The following is a 23,624-nucleotide window of genomic DNA, read 5'->3' on the forward strand; positions in this document are numbered from 1 at the left end:
ATGTCGCTGCGCACGCTCGCCAACATCTACCGCCTGGGGGTCAAGGAACTGCGCAGCCTGCTCTCGGACAAGGTGCTGCTGCTACTCATCGTCTGGTCGTTCTCGGGGGCGATCTACGAGGCCGCCACCGGGGTCTCGCAGGAGCTGCACAACGCTCCGGTGGCGGTGGTGGATGGCGACCGCTCGCCGCTGTCGCAGCGCATCGTCGAGGCGCTCTACCCGCCCTATTTCAAGAAACCGGTCCTGATCGGCGAGGCCGAGATCGACCCCGTCATGGACCAGGGGCGCTACTCCTTCGTGCTGGTCATCCCGCCCAATTTCCAGCGCGACCTGAACGCCGGCCGCCCCCCGGAGCTGCAGCTCAACGTCGACGCCACCATCGTCAGCCAGGCCTTCATCGGCTCCAGCTACATCACCAACATCGCCGCCGGCGAGATCGCGGCGTACCTGGCGCCCAACCGGCAGAGCGCGCCCGCCATCCGCCTCACCACGCGCGCGCGCTTCAACCCCAACCTCACCGGGGTCTGGTTCGGCGGCGTGATGGAGGCCATCAACAACGTCACCATGCTCACCATCATCCTGGTCGGCGCCGCCTTCCTCCGCGAGCGCGAGCACGGCACGCTCGAGCATCTGCTGGTGATGCCGCTGACGCCGTTCGAGATCATGGCGGCCAAGGTCTGGGCCAACGGGCTGGCGGTGCTGATCGGCGTCACCTTCGCGCTGACGGTGGTGGTGCAGCAGGTGCTGCGGGTGCCCATCGCCGGGTCGGTGCCGCTGTTCCTGGCCGGCGCCGCGCTGTATCTGTTCTCGGCGGCCTCGATCGGCATCTTCCTCGGCACGCTGGCGCGCTCGATGCCGCAGCTGGGCCTGCTCATCATCCTCACCATCATCCCGCTGCAACTGCTCTCGGGCGGCGCCACGCCGCGCGAGAGCATGCCGCTGCCGGTGCAGGACATCATGCTGGGCGCGCCGACCACCTACTTCGTCAAGCTGGCCCAGGCCATCCTGTACCGGGGAGCCGGGCTGGACGTGGTGTGGCCGGACCTGCTCGCCATCGCCGCAATCGGCCTGGTGTTTTTCGTCGGTGCGCTGTCCCGCTTTCGCCGAGCCGTCACCCAGACGCAGCGCTGACGGCGCCGTTGTGCCGCGTCATGGCGCCGCCCCGTCGTACAGCAGATAGCGCTCGCGCAACTCGCGGAAACGCTGCAGCGCGGGCTGCCAGTCGGCCTCGATGCGGCGCGGGTCCTCGCCCCGTTGCAGCGCCGCCAGCACCTGGCGCGAACCGACCATGCCCAGCGTCTGGGCGAGTTCGAAGCGCTGCGGGTAGCGCCGCTGCAGTGCCGCGATCAGCTCGATCCCCAGCAGCGGCGCGCGCAGTGCCTGGCGGTCGGTGACGATGAGGCGCACGCCCTGGCAGCGCTCGCCGCGGTAGAGGCTGTCGTCCGGGACGAATTCGGCCGGCTCGAAACGCACCCCGGGGATGGCGCGGGCGTTTAGTTCTTCGGCCAACCCCGCGCCGTCGATCCACGGTGCGCCCAGCCATTCGAAGGGCCGCTCGGTGCCGCGCCCGACGCTGACGTTGGCCCCCTCCAGCAGCGCCACGCCGGGGTAGAGCCGCACCTCACTCAGTGTGCGCAGGTTGGGCGACGGCGGCAGCCACGACAGCCGGGTCTCCTCGAAGCGCATGGCACGGCGGTAGCCCTGCATGGCGACCACCGTGAGTTCGGTGCCCAGCCGTTTTTCGGCGTTGAACAGGCGCGCCAGCTCGCCCAGGGTCATGCCGTGCTGGAGCGGCAGCGGGAAATAGCCGGTGAACGAGGTCAGGTCGTCGTCGAGCAGCGGGCCGTCGACCTGTTCGGCCCCCAGCGGGTTGGGCCGGTCCAGCACGAAAACACGCAGGCCCTGCGCCGCGGCCGCCTCCATGGCGTAGCCCAGGGTGCTGGCGAAAGTGTAGAAGCGCACCCCGGCATCCTGGATGTCGAACACCAGCGCGTCGAGCCCCGCCAGCATGGCGGGCGTCGGACGCCGCGTCGCACCGTACAGGCTGTACACGGGCAGGCCGGAGAACGGCTCGGTCTGCGACGCGACCTGCCCTTCCTGGTCGCCGTAAACGCCGTGCTCCGGGCTGAAGACCGCCGCCAGCGTCACCCCCGGCGCCCAGCGCAGGCGGTCAAGGGTGCGCCAGCCCCGTCCGTCCACCCCGCTCAGGTTGGTGATCAGGCCGACACGCAGGCCCGCCAGCGGCGCAAACGCCTGCGCTTCGAGCACGTCGATGCCGGTTTCCACCCTGGGGCGCTCATCGGCCGGAAGGAGCGGCGGCGGCGGCACGGCGGCAGCGGCCAGCACCGGGTCGGCGGCAATGGCGGCGGGCGGCCTGGGCGGCTCCAGGCTGGCCAGCAGCGCCAGCAGCTGGTGCCGCAGCGGCTGGGCGTCGCCGCTGCCCTCCTGATAAACCCGGTTGCTCAGAACGATCAGGAAGCGTTGCGTGACACGGTCGATCCACAGCCCGGTGCCGGTGAAGCCGGTGTGGCCGATCATGCCGACCGGGGCCAGGGCGTCGCGGTTGGCCACCAGCGGCGCCTCCAGCGCCCAGCCGATGCCGCGCCAGTGCGGCGCCTCGGTGGGCGACTGAGGCTGGAACAGCAGCGCCACGCTCTGCGGCCGCAGGATGCGCTGCCAGCCCAGGTGGCCGTCGTTGAGCAGCGCGCGGGCGAAGCGCGCCAGGTCGTCGGCGCTGGCGAACAGGCCGGCGTGCCCGGACACCCCGCCCATGTGCTGCGCCGCCGGATCGTGCACCCGTCCGCGCGCAAGGTTGGCCGAAGCAGGCCGGGTCGGCGCAATGCGCGGCCAGCGCTCCGCCGTCGGCAGAAACCCGGTGTCGCGCATGCCGAGCGGCTGGAAGATATGGCGCTGGCAGTAGACGTCCAGCGGCTGGCCGCTGACGCGCTCCACCAGCACCCCCAGCACCTCGAAATTGATGTCGCTGTAGAGCACCTTGCTGCCCGGTTCGGCCACCCGCCGGGTCGCCACGATGCGGCGCAGCATCTCCTCCCGGTCCACCCCCTGGCCGCTCAGGTTTAGTCCAACCGGCAGGCCCGAGGTGTGCGCCAGCAACTGCCGCAGCGTGATGGTGTCCTTGCCATGCGAGGCAAACGCCGGCCAATAGCGGGCGGCCGGGGCATCCAGCGCCAGCCAGTGCCGCTCCACCAGTTGCAGCACCGCGGTGGTGGTGGCGACGGCCTTGGTCAGCGAGGCCAGGTCGAAAATACTGTCTTCCGTCATGCGCTCGCCCGCCGGCCCGCGCGAGCCGAAGGCCTGGCGGTAGCGCACGCCGCCGGCATCGCCCACCACGACCACCGCCCCCGGCATGCGCCCGGCCAGAATCTGGGCACGCACCGCCGCCTCCAGCGGCGCCCACGACGGCGGCGTCGCCGCGAGCACGGGAGCCAGCCACAACGCCAGCAGGAACGACCGCCACCACCTCATGGCCGTCCTCCTGGCGCGGGCACCGCTGGCACAGGAGGCGCTGCGGCGCGCAGCTTCAAGCCGGCCTCGCTGTACTGGTTGCGCGGGTTCCACAGCATCCAGCCCCCGCTGCCCACCGCCTCGGCGGCGTCAATCTGGGCGCGGATCTCCCTGGCCCCGAAGGGGCGCCGGTCGAAGGCGTAGTCGCGGAAAGACTGCAGCCAGGGACGGAAGCGCACGCCCGGCAAGGCGGTGCGCGCCATCGCCCGGCGCAGCGAGCGCTCGACGATCTCACCCGGGCTGGCCACCGGGTTGCGGTAGCCGGGGATGCCCCAGGTAAAGCCGGACGGGTACAGCATCGGGGAGAGGTAGTCGACCACCGCCCCCAGGCGCTCGATCTGCTGCCCGATGAAGGTATCGTTTTCGTTCCAGCACACGTAGCCGAACACGTCGGCCGCCACGAACACGTTGTGGGGCGCCAGGCGCTGGCGCGCCGCCGTCAGGAACCCCAGGATCGCACCGACCCGGTTGTCGCGGGTGTTGGGACGGGAAAACACCAGCCCGGCCGTATCGGGAAAACGCAGGTAATCGAACTGGATTTCGTCGAAGCCGAGCCGGGCCGCGGCCTCGGCGATGTCGAGGTTGTAGCGCCACACCTCGGGAGAGAACGGGTCGCTCCAGGCCATCCCTTCCCGGTCGTGCCACACGCCGCCCGCCGCCTCGTGCACCGCCAGCGCGGGATAGGCCGAGGCGAACGGCTGGTCCTTGAACACCACGATGCGGGCGATCAGGTACACGCCGCGCTGCTGCAGCTGGCGCACCAGCGCCGCCATGTCGCGCACCGGAACCACCTTCTGCGGCCCCAGCCCGGCGCGCTCGGGAATCGGACTCGGGAACGCGATCTGGCCGCGGTCGCCCTTGACGTCGATAACCAGCGCGTTGAGTTCGGTGCGCTCGATCAGCCGCAGCGCAGCGCCGCGCAGCCGGGTGCTGCCGACACCGTAAAACGACAGGTAGAGCGCCTTGGGGCGAAAGGGTTGCAGGGCGACCGTCAACGTCGCCGTCCCGGGCGCCACGGCGAGCTGGCGGCGGCGATACCCGGCGGCGCGCAGCGACAGCGAGGCCGCCGGCAGCGCCAGCCGGAAGCGCCCGGCACCATCGCTCTTCACCACGCCTTGCGCCGTGGTCACGCTCACCCCCGCCAGCGGCGCCTGGGTGACGGCATCGACCACCATCCCCGCCAGGCCGAGTGCCGGCTCGGCGCCCAGGCAGAGCACGAGCCCCAACAGCACGAACAGGCGCGGCATCATGGCCGCGACCCGGCGTGAGAGGCAGACGACTCGGGCTGGCTGTTCTTTTTCAACAGCGCCGCGAAGGTCTTGGCGTCGTAGGCATCCACCATCAGCAGACGAGGCAGCGCCCACAGGGAGTCCCGCCATGTCACCGGCCGCGCCTCGAGCGAGAACGCCGCTAGGTAGCCGGCGGTTTGCGCCTCCTGCATCAACTCGGCGTCGTAGAGGCCGAACGGCCAGGCCAGCAGGTCCACCTTGTGTCCCAGCTGCTTTTCTATCACCTGCCGGGGCCGCAGCAGCTGCTGCCGCACCAGTTGCCGATACGCCTGTGGGCTCAAGCGCCGCCGCTCCTGCACGAAATTCGGGTGCCAATAGCTGTGCGACTGGACATCGACCCCGCCGCTTTGCTGCATGCGGCGCAACTCGTCCCAGGTCAGCGCGTAACTGGCGTTGGAAATGGCGCTCGGATAGATGAACAGCGTCACCGGCACCCGGTAGCGCCGCGCTAGCGGGTACATCACCTGATACACCGAACGATGGCCGTCATCGGCGGTAATCACCACTGCCTTGGCCGGCAAGCCGGCGCGGCGCCCGTAGAGGTAGTCCAGCAGATCATGCAGTGGAATCACCGAGTAGCCCTGGCTGCGCAGCACACGCAGATGGTCCTCGAAGGTGGCGCTGCGCACGGTCATGCTGTCGGTCACGGTGGCCGCGAAACGGTGGTAGACCAGAATCGGCACACGCCATTCCGCCTGGCTCGCCATGACCGGGCCGGCCAGTGCGGCGAGCACACCGTACCGCCAGGCAAGGCGCCGTAGTCGCTGAGTCATGAAAAACCATCCGCATTGTTGGCTCGTCTCGGCGTGCGACAGGCCGACCTGCCGGGTGACGAGCCCGCCGCACAAGCCGACAACCCGCCATGCCCCTGCCCCCTCGGCCGGGACGGCATTTCAGCTATAACGCTTCGCCGCTCGGAAGTACAGGCGCCCCGCGCCCCGCCCCACTCTTCCGCAACGTTCTGCCCGCCATGCCACGCGCGCCTCGCCTAAGATTCAGAATGCCCCCACTCCGATTCACGAGAAAGCCGTTGCCGATGGCGCTAGAAACCGAACTCAAGCTTCGGCTCCTCCCCAACCGGAATGCCGCGTTCCGGCGCTGGATGGCGCAACATGCCGCCGCTGCCACCCCGGTCACCGAACAGTTGCTCAGCATCTACTACGACACGCCCACCCTGACGCTGGCGCAGCGCGATATCGGGCTGCGGCTGCGCCGTGCCGGCGACCGCTGGCTGCAGACGGTGAAGCTGGGCGAACAAGCGGGCGGCGGCCTGCACCGGCGCCAGGAACTGGAAACGGAGGTCAGCGGGGAAGCCCTCGAGCCGGAGCGGATTGCCAAGCGCACGATCCGGCAGCTGTTGACCCGGGAGGACGTCGCCAGCGCGCTCGCGCCGCTGTTCCGCACCGACATCAAGCGCACCCGCTGGATGCTGCGCGACGCCGGGGGCAACATTCTGGAAGTGTGCCTGGACCAGGGCACGATCCGGGGCCAGGCCCGGAGCATGAAACTCAACGAGGTCGAGATCGAGCTGAAACAGGGCCACGTCCAGGCCGTGTTCGATCTGGCGCTGCAGATGGCCGGCACCCTGCCCTTGATCCCCGATCCGCAAAGCAAGGCCGAGCACGGCTATGCCTTGTGCCGCACCGCCTCATCGCCGGCCGCGTCGAAGGCGCGGCTGCCGCCCGTGCGGGGCAAACAGACGCCGCATCGCGCCCTCAAGATGATCGTGCAGGAAACCCTGCGCCACCTACAGGCCAACGTGCCGGGCCTGCTCGATCACGACGACATGGAATGCGTCCATCAAGCGCGCGTGGCGTTGCGCCGGCTGCGTTCGGCCCGGAAGGCCTTCGCCCCGCTCACTGCCGGCGACGAATGGCAGAGCATCATGACGGACGTGCAGTGGCTGGCCACCTTGTTGGGCCGGGTGCGGGATCTGGACGTGTTTCTGGGCGAGACGCTGCCCGGCATCGAAGCCGCCCTGGCGCCGGATACCGATTTCGCCCCCCTCAAGACCGCCCTACATGGTCAACGCGAACGGTGTCGCCGCGAGGCACATGCCGCCGTGATCTCGCCCCGCCACGGCCGCTTGCAGTTGCGCCTCCTGGCCTGGCTGAATCAGCCGGCGCCCCGTCCCAAGAGCAAGGCGCAGCCACTGCGCGACTTCGCCCGCCACGCCTTGCAGCAACGCTGGCGGCCGTTTGTCCGCCTCGCCCGCGACTGGGTCGCGCTGAGCCAGGAACAGCGCCACGAGCTGCGCAAACGCGCCAAGAAACTGCGTTACAGCGCCGAGTTTTTCTCCCCGCTCTACCCGCCCAAGCGCGTGGCGCGCTACCTGGAGCGGCTGCAGGCCCTGCAGCAAATCCTCGGCGACATGAACGACAGCGTGGCGGCGCAGGCCCTGCTGGCGCAGACCCTGACCAAGGATGCCGCACTTCAACATGCCGGCGGCCTGGTGGCCGGCTGGCTTGCCCACGGCGCCCACCACGCCGAGCAGCAGCTGCCCGGCGTGCTGAAACAGCTGCAAAACACCCCGGCCTTCTGGCGCCGCGCCGACGCCGCCAAGCGGCGGCGCTGACACGGTCCTGCCCCGGTGGACGGTCCGGGCTCGCTGCCGACAGGCGCTACGCGGGAGGCTGGCGCAGCGCGTGGCGGGCGTCGTCGCGCAATTGCAGTGAGATGCCCACGGCCAAGTCCAGCCGGCGCAGCAGCCACAGGCTGAGGTCATGCACAAACGGATCGGGCAAGGCCGCCGGCTCCGGAAGCAGCGCCTCCGGGATGGTGCTCATGGCTTGGCTGCCCGCCAGGGCATCGCCGATGCTGGCGGCCGCTTGTTGCAAGGCCGGGCGGACCTGCTCCAGGTTGAGGCGCTCGCGCCGCATCAGCAACATGCTCTTGACGGCGGTGAGCTGGGCCAGCAACTGGTAGCTGTGCGCCAGCAAGCGGCCCAGCGGCTCCAGCGCCGGGCGCACCGCGCGCGGTTCGGCGAGCGAGCGCTGGGTGGCCTGAACCAGGGCCGAGAGGCTGTCGTAGGCCTCGCGCCGGGCCAGCCGCCATTCCAGTTCCGGCTCGTTGTCCACCGACTGCAATTGCCCCAGCCCCAGCGCCACGCGGGCGTGGCGCGCCTGGGCCGCCATGGTGCGCGCCACCAACTTGGGAATCTGGGTACGCTCCCACGAGGGCAGCACGTAGCTGAACGACCAGGCGATGGCGACCCCCAGCAACGTGTCGGCGATACGCTCGACCACGGCAAACGCCGGGCTGCTACCGGCATTGAGCAGGTGCGCCTGCACCAGGCCCAGCACGGTGGCGGCCACGGCGGTGATGAGATAGCGCTTGATGGCGAAGGCGTGCGCCACCGCCTGCGCCAGCGTCACGACCACCAGCAGCAGCAACGGCGACGCATGCGTCGCCAGCAAGGCCCCGGCCAGCAGGCACCCCAGCAGGGTGCCCGCCACGCGGCTGTCACGCCGCTCCAGGGTCTGGGCGAAGCTGCCGCGCAGCACCACCACGATGGTGAGCAAAATCCAGTAGTCGTGCGTCCCCCACGGCAGTGCCAGCGACAGGGCGTAGGCGCTGCCGATGGCGAGCGCGGCGCGGATGGCGTGGCGCAGCGGCGGCGCATCCCAACGCCACAAGGCGGTGAACGGCCGCCACGACCAGGCGGTCGGGCTCACGAACATCCGCCAGGCGGCCCGCACCACGTCGAGGTCGGGCTCGGCCTCGCCGCGCGCCAGCGCGATCAGGCGCAGGGTTTCGTCGTTCATATTGCCGATACGGTTGGCCAGGCCGCGCGCCAGCACCGCCGGCGACGGCGTGGCAACACCACCCGGCAACGCCGCCTCCTCCTCCGCCCAATGCAGGGCCGCCAACCGCGGGCGGTGGCTGGCAAACAACGCCGGCTGGCGCCGGTAGAGCATGGCATCGGCCAGCGCGTCGATTTCGTCGGCCAGGGCGTTGAGCACCTCGCGCAGCTCGTCCAGCACCAGGGCGTGGCCGGGATGCGTCTTCAGCGTATCGAGATCGAGTTCGCAAGCGAGCAGGTGGTCGCGCATTTCCAGCGCCTGCATCAGCATGCCCGCCAATTGCTGCCGGCGCGCGGTGCGCGGCGATTCGAGCAGGATGTCGCGCGCCGCTTGCAGCTGGTCGGCCAGCGCCGCCTGCTCGCGCAGCAGGCGCCCGATCAGAGGCATGCGTCCGCCCTCCTCGCCACGGCCCGCCGGGGCGAACTGCTGCGCCTGGGTGCGCATCAGCGTGCCCAGCGCCAACAAGGTTTCGGCCAACATCTGCACGCGGTAGAACGGGTTGAGCAAGGCGTGGGCAAGTGTGGCGTACACCACGTACGCCCCGGCCCCGAGGGCGAAATACAGGGTGCTGCTGAGCGCCGTGGCGCTGTGGCTGTGGGCCGGCGCCGCCATCGAGAACACCATCGCGAACATGGCTGAAATCGAGATCGGCAGGCCGCGCTTGCCCCATGCCGCGGCGAGAAAGGCGATGAAGCTGGCCGGCACCAGCAGCAGCCCCAGGTAAAGCGGCGAGGCATGCAGCACTTGCACGCCGAAGAACAGCGGCACGCCGATCAGCGCCGCCGGCAGCAGATGGAAGAATTTTCCGCGCTTGGGACCGGCCTGGTCGGGCGGAATGCAGACGATGACGCCGACGGACGCGGCGGAGGCGGCAAACGCACCCAGCGTCAGATGCACCACGCCCGATATCAGCAACAGGCCCAGCGCCGCCGACAGGCCGTTGGCCACGTAATAGCTGAACGCAACGCGCAGGATGGCCTGGTGGCGGCGCAAAAATGAGGGGGGTATCTGCATGGTCAATGTCAATCGGCCACCCTGGCGCCGGGTACGACGGCGGAGGACATCCGTCCGGGCAGCGGCAGCGACACCCTCGTCCGGGTTGTTCTTGGTTCGTTGGGTTATACCCTGATTGGATCACGCACAGCAACGGGTCAGGAGAAGGCCGCAAGATCGCCGCCGCGCCCGAGGCGATCCACGGGCGGCGACAAGCATGGGCGACGCCACCTGACGATGCGGTCCGGATGCGGTGCCGGGATGGCGGCCGCGGAGACGTCGTATCGAGAGGTGGGTCCGGGCAAAGCGGTATGGGGCGTCAAAAAACACCCGCTGCGAGCGAGCGGGTGTTTTCGGCGGGGTTAGCGGTCCTCTTGCCATTTCCCCTTGCCATGGCCGTGGCCGTGCTCGTTACCGGGGTAACGGCGCTCGTCGCGGCGGCCATCGCGGCGGTCGTAGTCGTGCCGACGGTAGCGTGGCGCGTAGACGTCGTTGTACCACTCGTCCCGCACGAAATACACCGGCCGGCCGCAGGCGCGGTATTCGGCGCAGTGCTGGCGCCAGTGCTTGGCATGGCCGGGGGGAACGCGCAGGTAGATCGGTTCATACACCACGGGCGAGCGCCGGATGATGACGGGTTCCGCATAGATGACGGCAGGCCGCGGGAAGTTGCCGATGTCGATCTGGCCGTAGAAATTAGGATCGCCGATGCTGATCGATACCCCGACATCGGCAGCCAGCGCCGAGGAGGTTGCCGCGGCGAATAGCGAGGCTAGCAAGAGCTTTTTCATCAAAGTCCTTTCCTTGAGCTGTGGTGCAAAACGCCGGGTGACGGACATCTCCAATCCATCCCAGTCTAAGACTTAGCTGACGGCATCGCTACTTGCATAGATTGTGATCGGCGCATAACGTTCCCCGCGCGCCGGCGCTGCCGCCTGGCAAGACACGCGCAAAGCGGCACCCTCCCGGACGGGTTCGGGAGCGAAGTCGAGCTCACGGTTGCGCTGCCCGGCCTGCCGCGCGACGAGGCGCAGCGCCGGGTCCAGCCTTGTCGCGGCACAACACATCTAAAAATCAGATTAAATAGCCGTATTTTTTGCGTTATTCAATCGAAAAAATAACGCTCATACTGACAGCCATGATGAATCGGGGCCGATACCGCCCCACCAACAGGAGCCGATCATGCTGAACGTCAGGAAAGCGAACGAACGGGGACATGCCGACCACGGCTGGCTGAATAGCTACCACACCTTCTCCTTTGCCAGCTATTTCGACCCCAACCACATGGGCTGGGGGCCGCTGCGGGTCATCAACGACGACACCGTGGCCGGCGGCGGCGGCTTTCCCACCCACGGGCACCGCGACATGGAGATCATCTCGTATGTGCTGGAAGGCGCGCTGGAGCACAAGGACACCCTGGGCACCGGCTCGGTGATCGTGCCGGGCGACGTGCAGCTGATGAGCGCCGGCACCGGCATCGCCCATAGCGAATTCAACCATTCGGACCGGGAGCCGGTGCATTTCCTGCAGATCTGGGTGATGCCGGAGCAGAACGGCCTGCGTCCGAGCTACCAGCAGCGCCGTTTCGAGGCAGAGGAAAAGCGCGGCAAGCTGCGCCTGCTGGTATCGCCGGACGGCCGCGACGGCTCGCTGAGCATTCACCAGGACGTGGCGATCTACAGCGCCCTGATCGACGGCGAGGAGCAGGTCGAGTGGGTGCAGACGGCGCCGCGCCTGGGCTATATCCACGTGGCGCGCGGCAGCGTGAAGCTGGACGGCTATCCCTTGCAGGCCGGCGATGGCGTCAAGGTACAGGGCGATTCGCGCTTGCTGCTGAGCGAGGGCGAAGCGGCCGAGGTGCTGTTCTTCGACATGGTGCCGTAAGCGCCAGGCGGGAAGCACTGCCCCGCCCCGCCGCTGTTTTCACCAAACCGCCGGATGCGGCGCCACGGGGCGCGGCATCCGGCAAATCTCGTCCGAACACGCCCCGGCCATGTCGCCGGCACGCTGGACGACATCAACCTGCGCTGTCCTGACGGGCTGGCGCGACGTCCCCTATCGCAAAACGCACCGCGTCCTCGACCCGGTCGAGCAAGACGAATTGCAGCTTCGCGCGCGCCTCGGCGGGCACGTCCTCCAGATCCTTCTGATTGCGGCGCGGCAGCATCACGGTGTGGATGCCGGCGCGCAAGGCGGCCAGCGTCTTCTCCTTCACGCCGCCGATCGGCAGCACCAGCCCGCGCAGGCTCACCTCGCCGGTCATCGCCACGTCGGAGCGTACCGGCTTGTCGGTCAACAGCGACACCAGGGCGAGGAACATCGCCACCCCGGCGCTGGGCCCGTCCTTGGGTGTTGCCCCGGCCGGCACGTGCACGTGCACGTCGATGCCGACGAGCGAATCGCCGGTCCAGAGCTTGGCCAGGGTCAGCGCCGCCTGCGCCGATTCCTTCATGACCTCGCCCAGTTGGCCGGTGAGGATCAGACGCCCGCTGCCCGGCACCTTGCTGGCCTCGATGAACAGGATGTCGCCGCCCACCGGCGTCCAGGCCAGCCCCGTGGCCACGCCAGGCAGGCTGGTGCGCAGCGCCACTTCGCTCTCGTAGCGCTGCGGGCCGAGGATGTCGGCCAGGTCCGGGGCATCCACCGTGACGCGCTCGGCCTCGCCTTCGGCGATGCGCATCGCCACGCGGCGCAGCACCGAACCCAGCTCGCGTTCCAGGTTGCGCACCCCGGCCTCGCGCGTGTAGTCGCGCACGATGGCGCTCAGCGCCGCCTCCGTGACGCCGGCCTGCTCGGCCGTCAGGCCGTTGGCCTCGAGCTGGCGCCGCACCAGGTAACGGCGCGCGATCTCGAGCTTCTCCTCCTCGGTGTAACCGGGAAGCTGGATGATCTCCATGCGGTCGCGCAAGGGCCCGGGGATGGTGTCGAGCACGTTCGCGGTGCAGACGAACATGACCCGCGACAGGTCGAAATCCACCCCCAGGTAGTTGTCGCGGAACGTGCGGTTCTGCTCCGGATCGAGCACTTCCAAGAGCGCGCTGCCCGGGTCGCCATGGAAGCCGCCGGCGCCGAGCTTGTCGATCTCGTCGAGCATCAGCACGGTGTGGGTGGTGCCGGAGCGGCGCAGCGCCTGGATGATGTTGCCGGGCAAGGCGCCGATGTAGGTGCGCCGGTGCCCGCGGATTTCCGCCTCGTCGTGCAGGCCGCCCAGGGCGACGCGCTGGAAGGCGCGGCCGGTGGCGCGGGCGATGGACTGGCCGAGCGAGGTCTTGCCCACGCCGGGCGGGCCGGAGAAGCACAGGATCGGGCTCTTGCCCTCCGGCTTGAGCTTGCGCACCGCGAGGTACTCCAGGATGCGCCGCTTGATCTTGTCCAGCCCGAAATGATCCTCGTCCAGCACGCGCCGCGCGGCGGCGATGTCGATCGGCTGCGGCGCCTCCGCTTTCCACGGCAGCTCGGTCAGCCACTCCAGGTAGGTGCGCAGCATGGCGTACTCGGTGCCGCCCTCGCCCACGCGCTGCAGCCGCTTCAGTTCCTTCTCGGCATGCTTCTGCACCTCGGGCGGCATGCCGGCCGTGGCGACGGCCTGCTTCAGTTCCTCGATTTCGACCGCGCTCTCCTCGTCCTCGCCGAGTTCCTTCTGGATCTGCCGCATCTGCTCGCGCAGCATGTGCTCGCGCTGGCGCTCGTCGAACTGCGCGCGCGTCTTCTCGCCGATCTCGCGCGAGAGCTTGAGCACCTCCACCCGCGCCGACAGCAGCGCCAGCACCTTGTCGAGGCGGCGCAAGAGGTCGAAGGTTTCCAGGATGTCCTGCTTTTCCTCGACCTTGACGTCGATGAGGTTGGCCACCATGTCGGCCAGGGCCGCCGGCGAGTCGATGCCGCGCACCACGTCGCTCAGCTCGTCCGGCATATGGGGCAGCAGGCCGATCGCCTCGATCGCGCGTTCCTTGAGCTGCAGGAAACGCGCCTCGATCTCCGGCGTCATCATCTCCGGTTGGGCGATCAGCGCCACCCGCGCCACGAGAAAGGGCCAGCCCTCGAGGAATTCCAGCACCTGGAAGCGCGACAGCCCCTGCACCACGAGGTGATCGGCCCCTTCCTTGCCGGTGATGTAGCGCGCGATCAGCCCGGCGGTACCCACCCAATAGAGATCGGAAGGCCCGACTTCGACTTTCTGCGGGTCGCGCTGCAGCAGGAAGCCCACCTGCAGCTCGTTCTTCGCGGCCTCCTGCGCCGCCGCGATCGAGGAGGCTCGCCCGACCGTCACCGGCGACAGCACGCCGGGAAACAGCACCGCGCTGCGCAGCGGGATGAGGATCATCGCGTCCTCCGGCAGACGCTTGCTGCCGGCGGCAAGCGGCGCCGCGGCCGGCGGATGGGTGCCGGCGGACGCCCCGGGGGTCTCGTCGGCACGCATGTGCTGCTGTTTGGGCCAGTGCTTCATCGTGGAACCTCCCTTACTTTTCTGAAGGTCAATACCAGGCAACCATCCACCAGTTCCGGCGGGGCCGGCTCGAGGATGTGCAGGGGCAGCGGGATGTGGCGCTCGAAGCGTCCGTAGGGAATTTCGATGCGGTGGATATGGGCCGCCCGGGTGGCGGGGAAGCGCCGCTCCGCCGCCACCGTGACCCCGCCCGGCTCGAACGCCACGACGATGGCCGCCGCGGGCACCCCCGGCAGGGCGACGTAGACGATCATGGCGTCCTCGCTCTCCACCACGTCGATCGGCGGCTCGAGGCAGGGTGCGCGCGCCGGGCCGCTGCGAAAGAACTGGCAGTGCAGCCGCTCGGCCTGCTCCAGCAGGGACAGGGCGTCGCCCCACATCCAGGACATCAGGTCGCGTGATCTCATGGTGTTCATGCCTCCCATGGGGGGTAAATGGCGTTCGCGGCGCCGCTTTCAAGCCGGCTCCCGCGTCAGGAAAAATCCGCCAGCATCGGGGGGACGTGGCGGCGCAACAGCGCGTTGTGGGCGCTCCATTGCTCCTGCGCGTCCAGGGTTTCGAGGTAACGCACCTCGCCGGCGGCGAACACGGCGACCGGCAGGCCGTCGCGGAACAGCACGCGGTTGCCGGTGAGCGCCGCGAGCTTGGGTCCGGGGGTCAGGATGCCGACCAGGTTGAGCGGGTCGGCGCCGGACAGCGACAGCCACTCGCCCGTGGGCGGCTTGCGCCGCACCTCGCGCAGCAGCCCCACCGCCTCGGGCAGCGCGAACTGCTCGCCGGAGAAACCGGCGACGAAGCGGCCGCCGCGGATGTCGCCGCGCGCTTCGAGCCGGCGGTAGACGCGCAACAGGTCGCGCCACGGCGGCAGCCAGTCGGCCTCGCGCTCCAGCACGCGCCAGAACACTACGCCGTAGCGGCGCAGCAGGGTACGCGCGACGTGCTCGAGCGCCTCGTCAAGGTTGGCCGAAGCCGCGCCGCGCCGCGCCAGCGCCCAGCGCCCGGCGTCCTCCATGCCGAACATCACGGTGCGGTGGTGGCGCCGGCGCGTGCTGCCGCCGCTAGGGCGGCGCCGCTCGGACGGCACCAGCAGCGCGCGCAGGCCGCCGAAGCTGTCGGCATTCACCAGCCCGACTGCCACCAGCTCGGCCAGCGCCTCTTCCACCTGCACCCCCAGCAAGTGCGTGCCGTCGCGCAGTTCGTCGAAGAACGAGGCGCCGTGCTGGCGGATGCAATCGGCCACCGCCTGGGCACGCCCGCTGAGCGGCGGCGCGTCCGGGGTGGCGGCGAGTTGCGTCCAGAGCTGGGCGTTGCGCCGGGCGAACAGCGTGATCGGCGTGGTGCGCACCGGCGTCACGCCCTTGCCGGCCTTGTCCGGCTGAACGCTGCGCGGCGTCAGGCGCGCCCACGACAGGCGCCCGGCCAGGCACAGGTCGTCCAGCCAGGCCGGCTCGTAGGCCGGGATGCGCGCCGGCAGCAGCTCGGTCTCCCAGGCGCCGGCCGGGGCCTCGTAGCCTTCCAGCTGGGTGGCCACCGCCGCCACCGCGTCCGGTCCTTCCATGCGCGAGTCCGCGGCCACGTGCTGCCAGTCGAACAGGAAGCGCAGGAAATCGCGCGCGGCCACCGGTTCGATCTCGGCGCGCAGCTGCTTGACGGTGTAGCGGTGGATGCGCGCCAACAGCCGCCGCTCGCACCATTCGTCGTCCGCCGCCTCGGCGGTGAAGCGCCCGCGCAGCGCGAAGCCCTCGTTTTCCAGCGCCAGCAGCGCGCCTTGTACCCGGCCCGGGTCTTCGCCCAGCGCGGCGGCGCACACTGGCCAGGTCATCGGCCCCAGGCCTTCGAGCCGGCCGCGCACGATCTCGACCAGGGCGGTGTCCGGCGTCCAATCGCGCTCGGGCTCGCCTTCCGGAGGGGCAATCGCCGGCTTCGGCTCAAGGTGCGGCCACAGCGCCCGGAAGGCGCTCAGCCGCTCGGCGGCGATCCACAGCGCCGCGCCGTTGTGCTGCACGCGCGCCACGCGCCGCTGTTTCGCCAGCGCCGCCAGCCACTCGCCCCAGCCCGGCTGCGCCGCCACTTCCGCCGCGGTGACGAAACTCAGCCACACCAGCGCGTCGTGCAGTTCGTCGGCGTTGGCGGGGTCCGGCCAGGCTTCCTCGCGCACCCGGGCGATGGCAGCCGGGTCGAGCCGGCCGAGGTCGGCGGCGGTGTCCGGGTCGAGCCAGCGCCGGCTCATCACCGCCTGGGTACGGCGCTCTTCCAGCGGTGCGTCGTCGAGGAAGGCGTAGGGCTTGGCGGTGAGCACCTCGAGCGCCAGCGGCGAGGGCTCGGTCAGGTCGCGCGCCTCGACGCGGATGGCGCCGGACTCCAGGCCGGCCAGCAGGCGCTCGAAGCCGTCCACGTCCATGGCATCGGTGAGGCAGTCGGCCAGGGTCTGGCGCACCAGCGGATGGTCGGGGATTTCGCGCTCGCCGACCAGGTTTTCGGCACAGGCGAGCTGGTCCGGGAAGATCGCCGTGATCAGGTCTTCGGCGTTCATGCGCATCAGCTGCGGCGGCACCTTCTTGCCGCCGCGAAAACGCGGCAGCGCCAGCGCGATGCAGGCCACCCAGCGCCAGCGCGTGATGAACATCGGCGCGTCAAGCAGCGCCTGGATCAACACCAGGCGCGCGCTGGCCGAGTGCAGATAACGCGCCACTTCGGCCAGATCGAAGCTGTGCGCGGTGGTAAGCGACAGCACGATGTTGTCCTCGGTGGCGGCGGCCTGCAGCTCGAAGTTGAACTTGCGGCAGAAGCGCTTTCGCAGGGCGAGCCCCCAGGCGCGGTTGACGCGGCTGCCGTACGGCGAGTGGATCACCAGCTGCATGCCGCCCACGGCGTCGAAGAAGCGTTCGAACACCAGGGTGTCCAGCGTCGGCAGGCAGCCCAGCGCGGCGTGCGCCGCCGCCAGGTAATCGACCAGCTGACGCGCGGCCGGCGCGCCGAGGCCCAGGTCGTCGAGCAGCCAGCGCAACACGGTGGCGCCTTGCGGGTCGTGCCGCAAGCGCTCGGCGGCCTCGGCGCGCAGCCGCGCCACCGCCTGCGACAGCTCGTCGCTGCGTCCCGGCGCCTCGCCAAACCAGAACGGGATCGAGGGCGGCTGACCGTGTGCGTCCTCCACCCGCACCGTGCCGCGCTCGATGCGCAGGATGCGGTAGGAGTTGTTGCCGAGCTGGAACACATCGCCGGCCGCGCTTTCCACCGCGAAGTCCTCGTTCACGGTGCCGATGATGTGGTTCTCCGGCTCCAGCAGCACCTGATAGTCGGCGGTGTCCGGGATGGTGCCGCCGCTGGTCAGCGCGGTGAGCCGGGCACCGCGCCGGCCGCGCAGCACGCGGTTGATCGCGTCGTGGTGGATCAGCGCACCGTGGCGGCCGCGCCGGGTGCTGTAGCCTTCGGCCAACATGGCGAGCACCGCGCCGTAATCCTCCGGCGCCAGGGCGCGGTAGGGCCAGGCGCGGCGCAGGCGCAGGTACAGCGCGTCCTCGCCCCAGTCCTGCGCCGCCACCTCGGCGACGATCTGCTGCGCCAGCACGTCGAGCGGCTGCGGCGGGATGACGAGATGGTCGAGTTCGCCGCGCCGCACGCTGTCGAGCAGCGCCGCGCACTCCACCAGGTCGTCGCGCGACAGCGGGAACAGCCGACCCTTCGGGGTGCCGCTCACGGCGTGGCCGGAGCGGCCGACGCGCTGCAGAAACGCCGAGATCGAGCGCGGCGAGCCGAGCTGGCACACCAGGTCGACGTCGCCGATGTCGATGCCGAGTTCCAGCGACGCGGTGGCCACCAGCGCGCGCAGCTCGCCGCGCTTGAGGCGCTGCTCGGCGTCCAGCCGCGCCTCGCGCGCCAGACTGCCGTGATGCGCCGCCACCAACGTCTCGCCCAGGCGCTCCGACAGATGGCGCGTGACGCGTTCGGCCAAGCGGCGCGTGTTGACGAACACCAGTGTGGTGCGATGCTCATCGATCAGCGTGGCGAGCCGGTCGTACACCTGCTGCCACACCTCGCCCGACATCACCGCCTCGAGCGGCGAGAGCGGCACCTCCAGCGCCAGGTCGCGCCGCCGCGCGTGGCCGGTATCGATGATGGTGCAGTCCGGCGCGCGGCCGCCATCCGCTGCGGCCCCGACCAAGAAGCGCGCCACCTCCTCGATCGGCTTCTGCGTGGCCGACAGGCCGACTCGCACCAGCCGGTCGCCGGTCAGCGCCGCCAGCCGCTCCAGCGACAGCGCCAAGTGCGAGCCGCGCTTGTTCGGCGCCAGGGCGTGGATCTCGTCGACGATCACGGTGCGGGTGGTGGCGAGCATCCTGCGGCCCGATTCGGACCCCAACAGCACGTAGAGCGATTCCGGGGTGGTGACCACGATGTGCGGCGGGCGGCGGCGCATCTTCTCGCGCTCCGCCTGCGGGGTGTCGCCGGTGCGCACCAGGGTGCGGATGTCCACCTCGGGCAGGCCGCAGGCCGCGAGCGCGTCGCGGATGCCGGCCAGCGGCGTTTCCAGGTTCTTCTGGATATCGTTCGACAGCGCCTTGAGCGGCGAGACGTAGACCACCTGCGTCTCGTCCGGCAGCCTGCCGGAGAGCCCCTCGCGCACCAGCGCGTCGATGGCGGCGAGAAACGCGGCCAGCGTCTTGCCGGAGCCGGTCGGCGCGGCGATCAGCACGTGGCGGCCGGACTGGATCACCGGCCAGGCCTGCGCCTGGGCAGCGGTGGGCGTGGCGAAGGTGTCGACGAACCAGCGCGCCACGGCGGGATGGAAGAAGGGAAGCGGGTTCACGCGTCACATCGCGGCAAAGGGGGACGCTTTCATGGTAGTGCAGCCGGCAAGGAGGAAGGGGCGATGCTGGGCGCCGCCCTCCCACCAAGTCCGCACTGGCAACGCCTCGGCCCGTCCGCCCCGCCCCCTATGCTTCGCCGCGCAGCTGGCGCCGGTAGCGCTCCGGCGAGAACCCCATCTGCTTGCGGAACATCGCGATGAACGCCGAGGCGGTGCCGTAGCTCAGGCGCGCGGCAATCTCCTGCACCGGCCAGCCCTCCTTCAGCCACGCCAGCGCCTGCAGCAGACGGACGCGGTTGCGCCACTGCACGAAGCTCATGCCCAGTTCGCGCTGAAAGCGCCGCGCCAGGGTGCGCTCGGTGCTGTGGACGTGTTCAGCCCACTGCGCCAGCGTGGTGGCGTCGGCCGGGTCGAGACGGATGGCGTGCAGGATCGGCGCCAGCTGACGGTCGGTGCTTTCCGGCAGATAGCTGTCCTCGGCCCCCGCCCGCACCAAGTGTTCCACCAGCAGCTCGGCTTGGCGCACGTCCCAGTCGTCGGCCATGGCCGTCACGCGGCGCTGGCAGAAATCCTCCAGCAAGGCCCGCACCACCGGGGTCTGGGCGATCAGGCAGGCCGTGGCGGGCAGGCGCGCCGCCAGCGCATCGTCGACGTAGACCGAGGTGTACTCCATCGCCAGCCGCACGTAGGCCGCGTGCGGCAGGTCTGCGGGTACCCACACCAGGTAGTCGGCCGGCGCGGTCAGCTTGCGCCCCTCCAGCTCCAGCTCGATCAGCCCCAGGCTAATGCGGTTGAGCTGCCCCCAGGGATGGCGGTGCAGCTCGAAGCCGGTATGAGGCTCGAACTGGTCGTAGCGGAAGTGCAGCGGCGCCGGCGGAGGCAGCTGTCGGTCGGTGTCGGTATAGGGCAGGTCCATGTTGTCGGCTTCGCCTCATTGCTTTGTCTGGTTCGCATTATAAGCAGAAAAAACGACAGTATTACACTAGCGGTATTCCATCCGAGGAGCCGGTCATGCCCGTGCTGTTCCCCCTGCTGGCAGTGCTGATCTGGGCCGCCAATACCGTGGTGTCCAAGGCCGCCGCCACGCTGTTCGACCCCGCCGCGATCTCCTTCTACCGCTGGCTGGTGGCCGCGCTGGTGCTCAGCCCGTTCTGCCTGCGCCCCCTGTGGCGCCAGCGCCGCGCCCTGCTCCCTCATCTGCCGCGCTTTGCCGTGCTGGCCGTGCTCGGCATGGTGCTGTACCAGTGCCTGGCCTATTACGCCGCGCACAGTACCAGCGCCACCAATATGGGCGTGATCTGCGCGCTGATCCCGCTCCTGGGCCTGCTGCTGAACGGCCTGGTGTTCGGCCAACGTGTCGGCCCGGCGGCGGTACTGGGCGTGGCCCTGTCGCTGGCGGGCGTGCTCTACCTGCTGGGCCGGGGCGATCCGGCCAGCCTGCTCGCCGCCGGCGTCAACCGTGGCGACGCGCTGATCCTGGTCGGATCGACCGCCTATGCTCTATACGGCATCCTGCTCAAGCGCTGGGCGCCGCCGTTCGGACCGTGGCTCAACCTGTACGTGCAAGTGCTGCTGGCGGTGGCGATGCTGGCGCCGCTGGCGCTCACCGCCGACAGCCTGGCCATCCCGCGGCAAGGCGTCGGGCTGGTGCTGTTCGCCGGCATCGCCTCGTCGGTGCTGGCGGCCTACTTCTGGATGCGCGGCATCGAACGGCTGGGCAGCGAACGCACCGCCATCTTCATGAACCTGCTGCCGCTGTTCACCGCCCTGATCGCCAGCGCCCTGCTAGGCGAAACCATCCACGCCCACCACTGGCTGGGCGGCGGGCTGATTCTGCTCGGGGTAAGCCTGACCCAGGGCGGCTTCGGCAGCGTGCTCAAGCGCTGGCGACTGCAGGCGGGGTGAGCCCGGGCGCGGCGGGCTGCCGACGGGCAAGCCCGGCACCATGGCCTACACTGTGAAGATGTCCGTCGCCACGGCGTTTTGCCATGCCCCACATCACCTTCGCCGCCGCCATCCAGCGTCACATCGTCTGTCCGGAACGGGAGGTCGTCGCGCCGACCGTCGGGGCGGCGCTGGAGGCGGTGTTTGCACTGCAGCCGGAGCTGCGCGGCTACCTCCTCGACGACCAGGGACAGTTGCGCCGCCACATGGCCATCTTCGTCGACGGCCACGCCATCCGCGACCGCCAGCGCCTGGGCGACCACGTTGCTCCCGACAGCCGCATCTACGTGGTGCAGGCGCTCTCCGGCGGCTGATACAGGACTCCCGCCATGAACGACCGACTCCTCGTTGCCACGCGCAAAGGGCTGTTCATCCTGCACCACCATGATGGTCGGTGGCAGACCACAGAGACCCATTTCCTCGGCGAACCGGTCAGCATGACGCTGGCCGACCCGCGCGACGACACGCTGTACGCCGCCCTCAACCTCGGCCATTTCGGCGTCAAGCTGTGGCGGCGCCGCGCCGGCGCCACGGACTGGGAGCCGTGCGCGGTGCCGGTGTACCCGCCGCAGCCCGACCCGCTGCCCGAGCCCTTGCCGGATCACCCGCCCGCCGCGCCCTGGTCGCTGCAGCAGATCTGGGCGCTGGAACCCGGCGGCCCCGACCAGCCGGGCGTCCTGTGGGCCGGCACCATCCCGGGCGGCCTGTTCCGCTCCGACGACGGCGGCGACAGCTGGGTGCTGAACCGCCCGCTGTGGGACCGCCCGGAGCGCGCGGAATGGTTCGGCGGCGGCTATGACGCCCCCGGCATCCACTCCATCTGCGTCGACCCGCGCGACAGCCGCCACCTCACCCTCGCCGTCTCCTGCGGCGGCGTGTGGCAGAGCCATGACGGCGGGGCCAGCTGGGATTGCACCAGCGCCGGCCTGGAGGCCGACTACATGCCGCCCGAACGGCGCGAAGACCCGAACATCCAGGACCCGCACCGCCTGGTGCAATGCGCGGGCGCGCCCGAGGCGCTGTGGGTACAGCATCACAACGGCATCTTCCGCTCCCACGACGGCGGCGCGCAGTGGCAGCGGCTCTTCGCCCAACCCTCCAGCTTCGGCTTCGCCGTCGCCGTGCACCCGCTGGAGCCCGACACGGCCTGGTTCGTCCCGGCCGTCAAGGACGCATGCCGTGTCCCGGTGGACGCGCGCTTCGTCGTCACGCGCACCCAGGACGGCGGCGCCAGCTTCGAGCCCCTGGACGACGGCCTGCCGCCGCCCCCCGCCTACGACCTGGTCTACCGCCACGGCCTGGCGGTGGACGCCACGGGCCTACGCCTGGCCATGGGCTCCACCACCGGCGGGTTGTGGCTGAGCGAAAACGGCGGGGAGCACTGGCAGTGCCTGTCGGCGCACCTGCCACCGATCTATTGCGTGCGTTTCGGCTGATCCCACGGCATCGCCGCCCGGCGCCCCATGCCCGGCCGCATCATGCACCCGCCCCTGGCTTGCCCCGCATTGCCAGTGCCGGCAGAGCGGATGGCCGCCCAGTTCGGTTTTCGTGACTCCGCCCGCAAGCCGGACCGCTCCCCCGCAACCGCCCACGTCAACAATTCGCTTCCCCCGCGCTGACAGGCGAGGGGCAAACCCCGTAAAATGGCGGTCTTACTCCAAGAACATGGAAGGACCGCCATGGCCAAATCCACCAAAGCCCCGGCCAGTTTCGAAGCCTCGCTGGCCCAGCTGGAGGACATCATCCAGGCGATGGAAAGCGGCGACATGCCGCTGGAGACAGCCCTGACCTCGTACAAGCAGGGGGTCGAGCTGATCAAGTTCTGCCAGGGCAAGCTGGCCGACGCCGAGCAGCAGCTGAAAATCCTCGAAAACAACGAACTCAAAACGCTGGATCTGCCGAATGGCCAATGACAACTTCATCGGCTGGATGACCGGCATCCAGCAAACCATGGAAGACGCGCTCGCGCGCCTCCTGCCCAACCCCGAGTCCGCCCCCCAACGCCTGCACGAGGCGATGCGCTACAGCACGCTGGACGGCGGGAAGCGCGTGCGCCCGCTCCTGGTACACGCCGCCGGCGAACTGGTTTCGGCCAACCCCGAGCACCTGGCACGCATCGGCGCGGCGGTGGAAATGATCCATGCCTACTCGCTGGTGCACGACGACATGCCGTGCATGGACGACGACGTCCTGCGCCGCGGCAAGCCCACCTGTCACGTCGCCTTCGACGACGCCACCGCGCTCCTGGTCGGCGACGCACTGCAGACCCTGGCCTTCGATGTACTGGCCACGCCGCTGGACGGCGTCGCTGCCGCCGCCCAGCTGGAGATGGTGCGCACCCTGGCGCGCGCCTCGGGCCACGGCGGCATGGCCGGCGGCCAGGCCATCGACCTGGCCAGTGTCGGCCAGACGCTGTCGCTGCCCGAGCTGGAATACATGCACTGCCTCAAGACCGGCGCGCTGATCCGCGCCGCGGTGCTGCTGGGCGCGCTCGCCGGCACCCCGCTGTCGGCCGAGCAAACCGAGCGGCTCGACCACTTCGCCAAGCGCATCGGGCTCGCCTTCCAGGTGGTCGACGACGTGCTCGACGTCGATGCCGACACCGCCACCCTCGGCAAGACCGCCGGCAAGGACGCCGCCAACGACAAGCCGACCTACGTCAGCCTGATGGGCCTGGCCGAAGCGCGCGCCTTCGCCCGCGAACTGCGCGACGAAGCCTTCGCCGCACTGGACGGATTCGGCCCCGCGGCCCAACGACTCAAGGACCTGGCCGACTACATCGTCGCCCGCTCCTTCTAAAACAGCACACACACGCA

General features: G+C 69.9%; 17 protein-coding genes. 8 read left to right on the forward strand and 9 right to left on the reverse strand.

The window, feature by feature from the left end:
• The gene (locus tag NH8B_RS13345) at positions 1-1,131 is read left to right on the forward strand and encodes an ABC transporter permease (RefSeq protein ID WP_014087768.1); all 1,131 of its coding nucleotides are present in this window, start codon (positions 1-3) and stop codon (positions 1,129-1,131) included.
• Between the two features lie 18 nt (positions 1,132-1,149).
• Here NH8B_RS13345 and NH8B_RS13350 read toward each other — a convergent pair whose 3' ends face one another.
• From NH8B_RS13350 to NH8B_RS13360, 3 genes are read right to left on the reverse strand one after another with little or no spacing between them, the layout of a single operon-like run.
• On the reverse strand, positions 1,150-3,486 hold the full coding sequence (locus NH8B_RS13350; protein WP_014087769.1) for a serine hydrolase: 2,337 nt from the start codon (positions 3,484-3,486) through the stop codon (positions 1,150-1,152).
• Positions 3,483-4,775, reverse strand: a complete 1,293-nt coding sequence (locus NH8B_RS13355) for a putative glycoside hydrolase (protein ID WP_041702983.1) — start codon at positions 4,773-4,775, stop codon at positions 3,483-3,485. The genes NH8B_RS13350 and NH8B_RS13355 overlap by 4 nt, the downstream gene beginning before the upstream one ends.
• Positions 4,772-5,587, reverse strand: a complete 816-nt coding sequence (locus NH8B_RS13360; protein WP_051002163.1) for a polysaccharide deacetylase family protein — start codon at positions 5,585-5,587, stop codon at positions 4,772-4,774. The genes NH8B_RS13355 and NH8B_RS13360 overlap by 4 nt, the downstream gene beginning before the upstream one ends.
• Before the next feature lie 263 nt (positions 5,588-5,850).
• Between NH8B_RS13360 and NH8B_RS13365 the strand changes: the two genes are divergently transcribed.
• On the forward strand, positions 5,851-7,389 hold the full coding sequence (locus tag NH8B_RS13365; protein ID WP_014087772.1) for a CYTH and CHAD domain-containing protein: 1,539 nt from the start codon (positions 5,851-5,853) through the stop codon (positions 7,387-7,389).
• Positions 7,390-7,435: 46 nt separating this feature from the next.
• Here NH8B_RS13365 and NH8B_RS13370 read toward each other — a convergent pair whose 3' ends face one another.
• Together NH8B_RS13370 and NH8B_RS13375 are read right to left on the reverse strand one after the other, a co-directional pair.
• Positions 7,436-9,631: an FUSC family protein gene (locus tag NH8B_RS13370; protein WP_014087773.1), complete on the reverse strand. Its 2,196-nt coding sequence runs from the start codon at positions 9,629-9,631 to the stop codon at positions 7,436-7,438.
• A 341-nt stretch (positions 9,632-9,972) separates the two neighbouring features.
• Positions 9,973-10,401: a hypothetical protein gene (locus tag NH8B_RS13375; RefSeq protein WP_008954548.1), complete on the reverse strand. Its 429-nt coding sequence runs from the start codon at positions 10,399-10,401 to the stop codon at positions 9,973-9,975.
• Positions 10,402-10,792: 391 nt separating this feature from the next.
• Here NH8B_RS13375 and NH8B_RS13380 point away from each other — a divergent pair, with 391 nt between their 5' ends.
• Entirely contained in the window at positions 10,793-11,494 is a 702-nt protein-coding gene (locus NH8B_RS13380; RefSeq protein ID WP_014087775.1) for a pirin family protein, read from the forward strand.
• A gap of 133 nt (positions 11,495-11,627) precedes the next feature.
• On the opposite strand, the gene lon is transcribed toward NH8B_RS13380, so the two are convergent.
• The 4 genes from lon to NH8B_RS13400 form a co-directional block, all read right to left on the reverse strand.
• On the reverse strand, positions 11,628-14,057 hold the full coding sequence (lon, locus tag NH8B_RS13385) for an endopeptidase La (protein WP_014087776.1): 2,430 nt from the start codon (positions 14,055-14,057) through the stop codon (positions 11,628-11,630).
• A complete protein-coding gene (locus NH8B_RS13390; RefSeq protein WP_014087777.1) occupies positions 14,054-14,473 on the reverse strand; it encodes an Hsp20/alpha crystallin family protein in 420 nt (139 codons plus the stop codon). The genes lon and NH8B_RS13390 overlap by 4 nt, the downstream gene beginning before the upstream one ends.
• Positions 14,474-14,529: 56 nt before the next feature.
• Complete coding sequence (locus NH8B_RS13395; protein ID WP_014087778.1) at positions 14,530-18,864, reverse strand: DEAD/DEAH box helicase; 4,335 nt, start codon at positions 18,862-18,864, stop codon at positions 14,530-14,532.
• Between the two features lie 127 nt (positions 18,865-18,991).
• A complete protein-coding gene (locus NH8B_RS13400; protein WP_014087779.1) occupies positions 18,992-19,780 on the reverse strand; it encodes an AraC family transcriptional regulator in 789 nt (262 codons plus the stop codon).
• 95 nt (positions 19,781-19,875) lie between these two features.
• Here NH8B_RS13400 and NH8B_RS13405 point away from each other — a divergent pair, with 95 nt between their 5' ends.
• The 5 genes from NH8B_RS13405 (at position 19,876) to NH8B_RS13425 (ending at position 23,607) form a co-directional block, all read left to right on the forward strand.
• Positions 19,876-20,769, forward strand: coding sequence for a DMT family transporter (locus tag NH8B_RS13405; protein WP_014087780.1), 894 nt, complete (start codon positions 19,876-19,878; stop codon positions 20,767-20,769).
• Between the two features lie 83 nt (positions 20,770-20,852).
• On the forward strand, positions 20,853-21,122 hold the full coding sequence (locus NH8B_RS13410; protein ID WP_008954541.1) for a MoaD/ThiS family protein: 270 nt from the start codon (positions 20,853-20,855) through the stop codon (positions 21,120-21,122).
• 15 nt (positions 21,123-21,137) lie between these two features.
• Entirely contained in the window at positions 21,138-22,244 is a 1,107-nt protein-coding gene (locus NH8B_RS13415; protein WP_014087781.1) for a WD40/YVTN/BNR-like repeat-containing protein, read from the forward strand.
• A 243-nt stretch (positions 22,245-22,487) separates the two neighbouring features.
• Positions 22,488-22,721: an exodeoxyribonuclease VII small subunit gene (locus NH8B_RS13420; protein ID WP_014087782.1), complete on the forward strand. Its 234-nt coding sequence runs from the start codon at positions 22,488-22,490 to the stop codon at positions 22,719-22,721.
• Positions 22,711-23,607 (forward strand): polyprenyl synthetase family protein, encoded by an 897-nt coding sequence (locus NH8B_RS13425; protein WP_014087783.1) that lies wholly within the window; start codon positions 22,711-22,713, stop codon positions 23,605-23,607. The genes NH8B_RS13420 and NH8B_RS13425 overlap by 11 nt, the downstream gene beginning before the upstream one ends.
• The last annotated feature ends 17 nt before the right edge of the window (positions 23,608-23,624 follow it).

The organism is Pseudogulbenkiania sp. NH8B, from assembly GCF_000283535.1.
In the GTDB taxonomy this organism is placed as follows: Bacteria; Pseudomonadota; Gammaproteobacteria; order Burkholderiales; family Chromobacteriaceae; genus Pseudogulbenkiania; species Pseudogulbenkiania ferrooxidans.

Excerpts from the sequence above, each read along its gene's own strand:
- NH8B_RS13350 (WP_014087769.1), bottom strand. The coding sequence starts at position 3,486 with ATGAGGTGGTGGCGGTCGTTCCTGCTGGCGTTGTGGCTGGCTCCCGTG.
- NH8B_RS13410 (WP_008954541.1), top strand. The coding sequence starts at position 20,853 with ATGCCCCACATCACCTTCGCCGCCGCCATCCAGCGTCACATCGTCTGT.
- NH8B_RS13400 (WP_014087779.1), bottom strand. The coding sequence starts at position 19,780 with ATGGACCTGCCCTATACCGACACCGACCGACAGCTGCCTCCGCCGGCG.
- NH8B_RS13420 (WP_014087782.1), top strand. The coding sequence starts at position 22,488 with ATGGCCAAATCCACCAAAGCCCCGGCCAGTTTCGAAGCCTCGCTGGCC.
- NH8B_RS13380 (WP_014087775.1), top strand. The coding sequence starts at position 10,793 with ATGCTGAACGTCAGGAAAGCGAACGAACGGGGACATGCCGACCACGGC.
- NH8B_RS13415 (WP_014087781.1), top strand. The coding sequence starts at position 21,138 with ATGAACGACCGACTCCTCGTTGCCACGCGCAAAGGGCTGTTCATCCTG.
- NH8B_RS13355 (WP_041702983.1), bottom strand. The coding sequence starts at position 4,775 with ATGATGCCGCGCCTGTTCGTGCTGTTGGGGCTCGTGCTCTGCCTGGGC.
- NH8B_RS13425 (WP_014087783.1), top strand. The coding sequence starts at position 22,711 with ATGGCCAATGACAACTTCATCGGCTGGATGACCGGCATCCAGCAAACC.
- NH8B_RS13405 (WP_014087780.1), top strand. The coding sequence starts at position 19,876 with ATGCCCGTGCTGTTCCCCCTGCTGGCAGTGCTGATCTGGGCCGCCAAT.
- NH8B_RS13370 (WP_014087773.1), bottom strand. The coding sequence starts at position 9,631 with ATGCAGATACCCCCCTCATTTTTGCGCCGCCACCAGGCCATCCTGCGC.
- NH8B_RS13390 (WP_014087777.1), bottom strand. The coding sequence starts at position 14,473 with ATGAACACCATGAGATCACGCGACCTGATGTCCTGGATGTGGGGCGAC.
- lon (WP_014087776.1), bottom strand. The coding sequence starts at position 14,057 with ATGAAGCACTGGCCCAAACAGCAGCACATGCGTGCCGACGAGACCCCC.
- NH8B_RS13365 (WP_014087772.1), top strand. The coding sequence starts at position 5,851 with ATGGCGCTAGAAACCGAACTCAAGCTTCGGCTCCTCCCCAACCGGAAT.
- NH8B_RS13360 (WP_051002163.1), bottom strand. The coding sequence starts at position 5,587 with ATGACTCAGCGACTACGGCGCCTTGCCTGGCGGTACGGTGTGCTCGCC.
- NH8B_RS13375 (WP_008954548.1), bottom strand. The coding sequence starts at position 10,401 with ATGAAAAAGCTCTTGCTAGCCTCGCTATTCGCCGCGGCAACCTCCTCG.
- NH8B_RS13345 (WP_014087768.1), top strand. The coding sequence starts at position 1 with ATGTCGCTGCGCACGCTCGCCAACATCTACCGCCTGGGGGTCAAGGAA.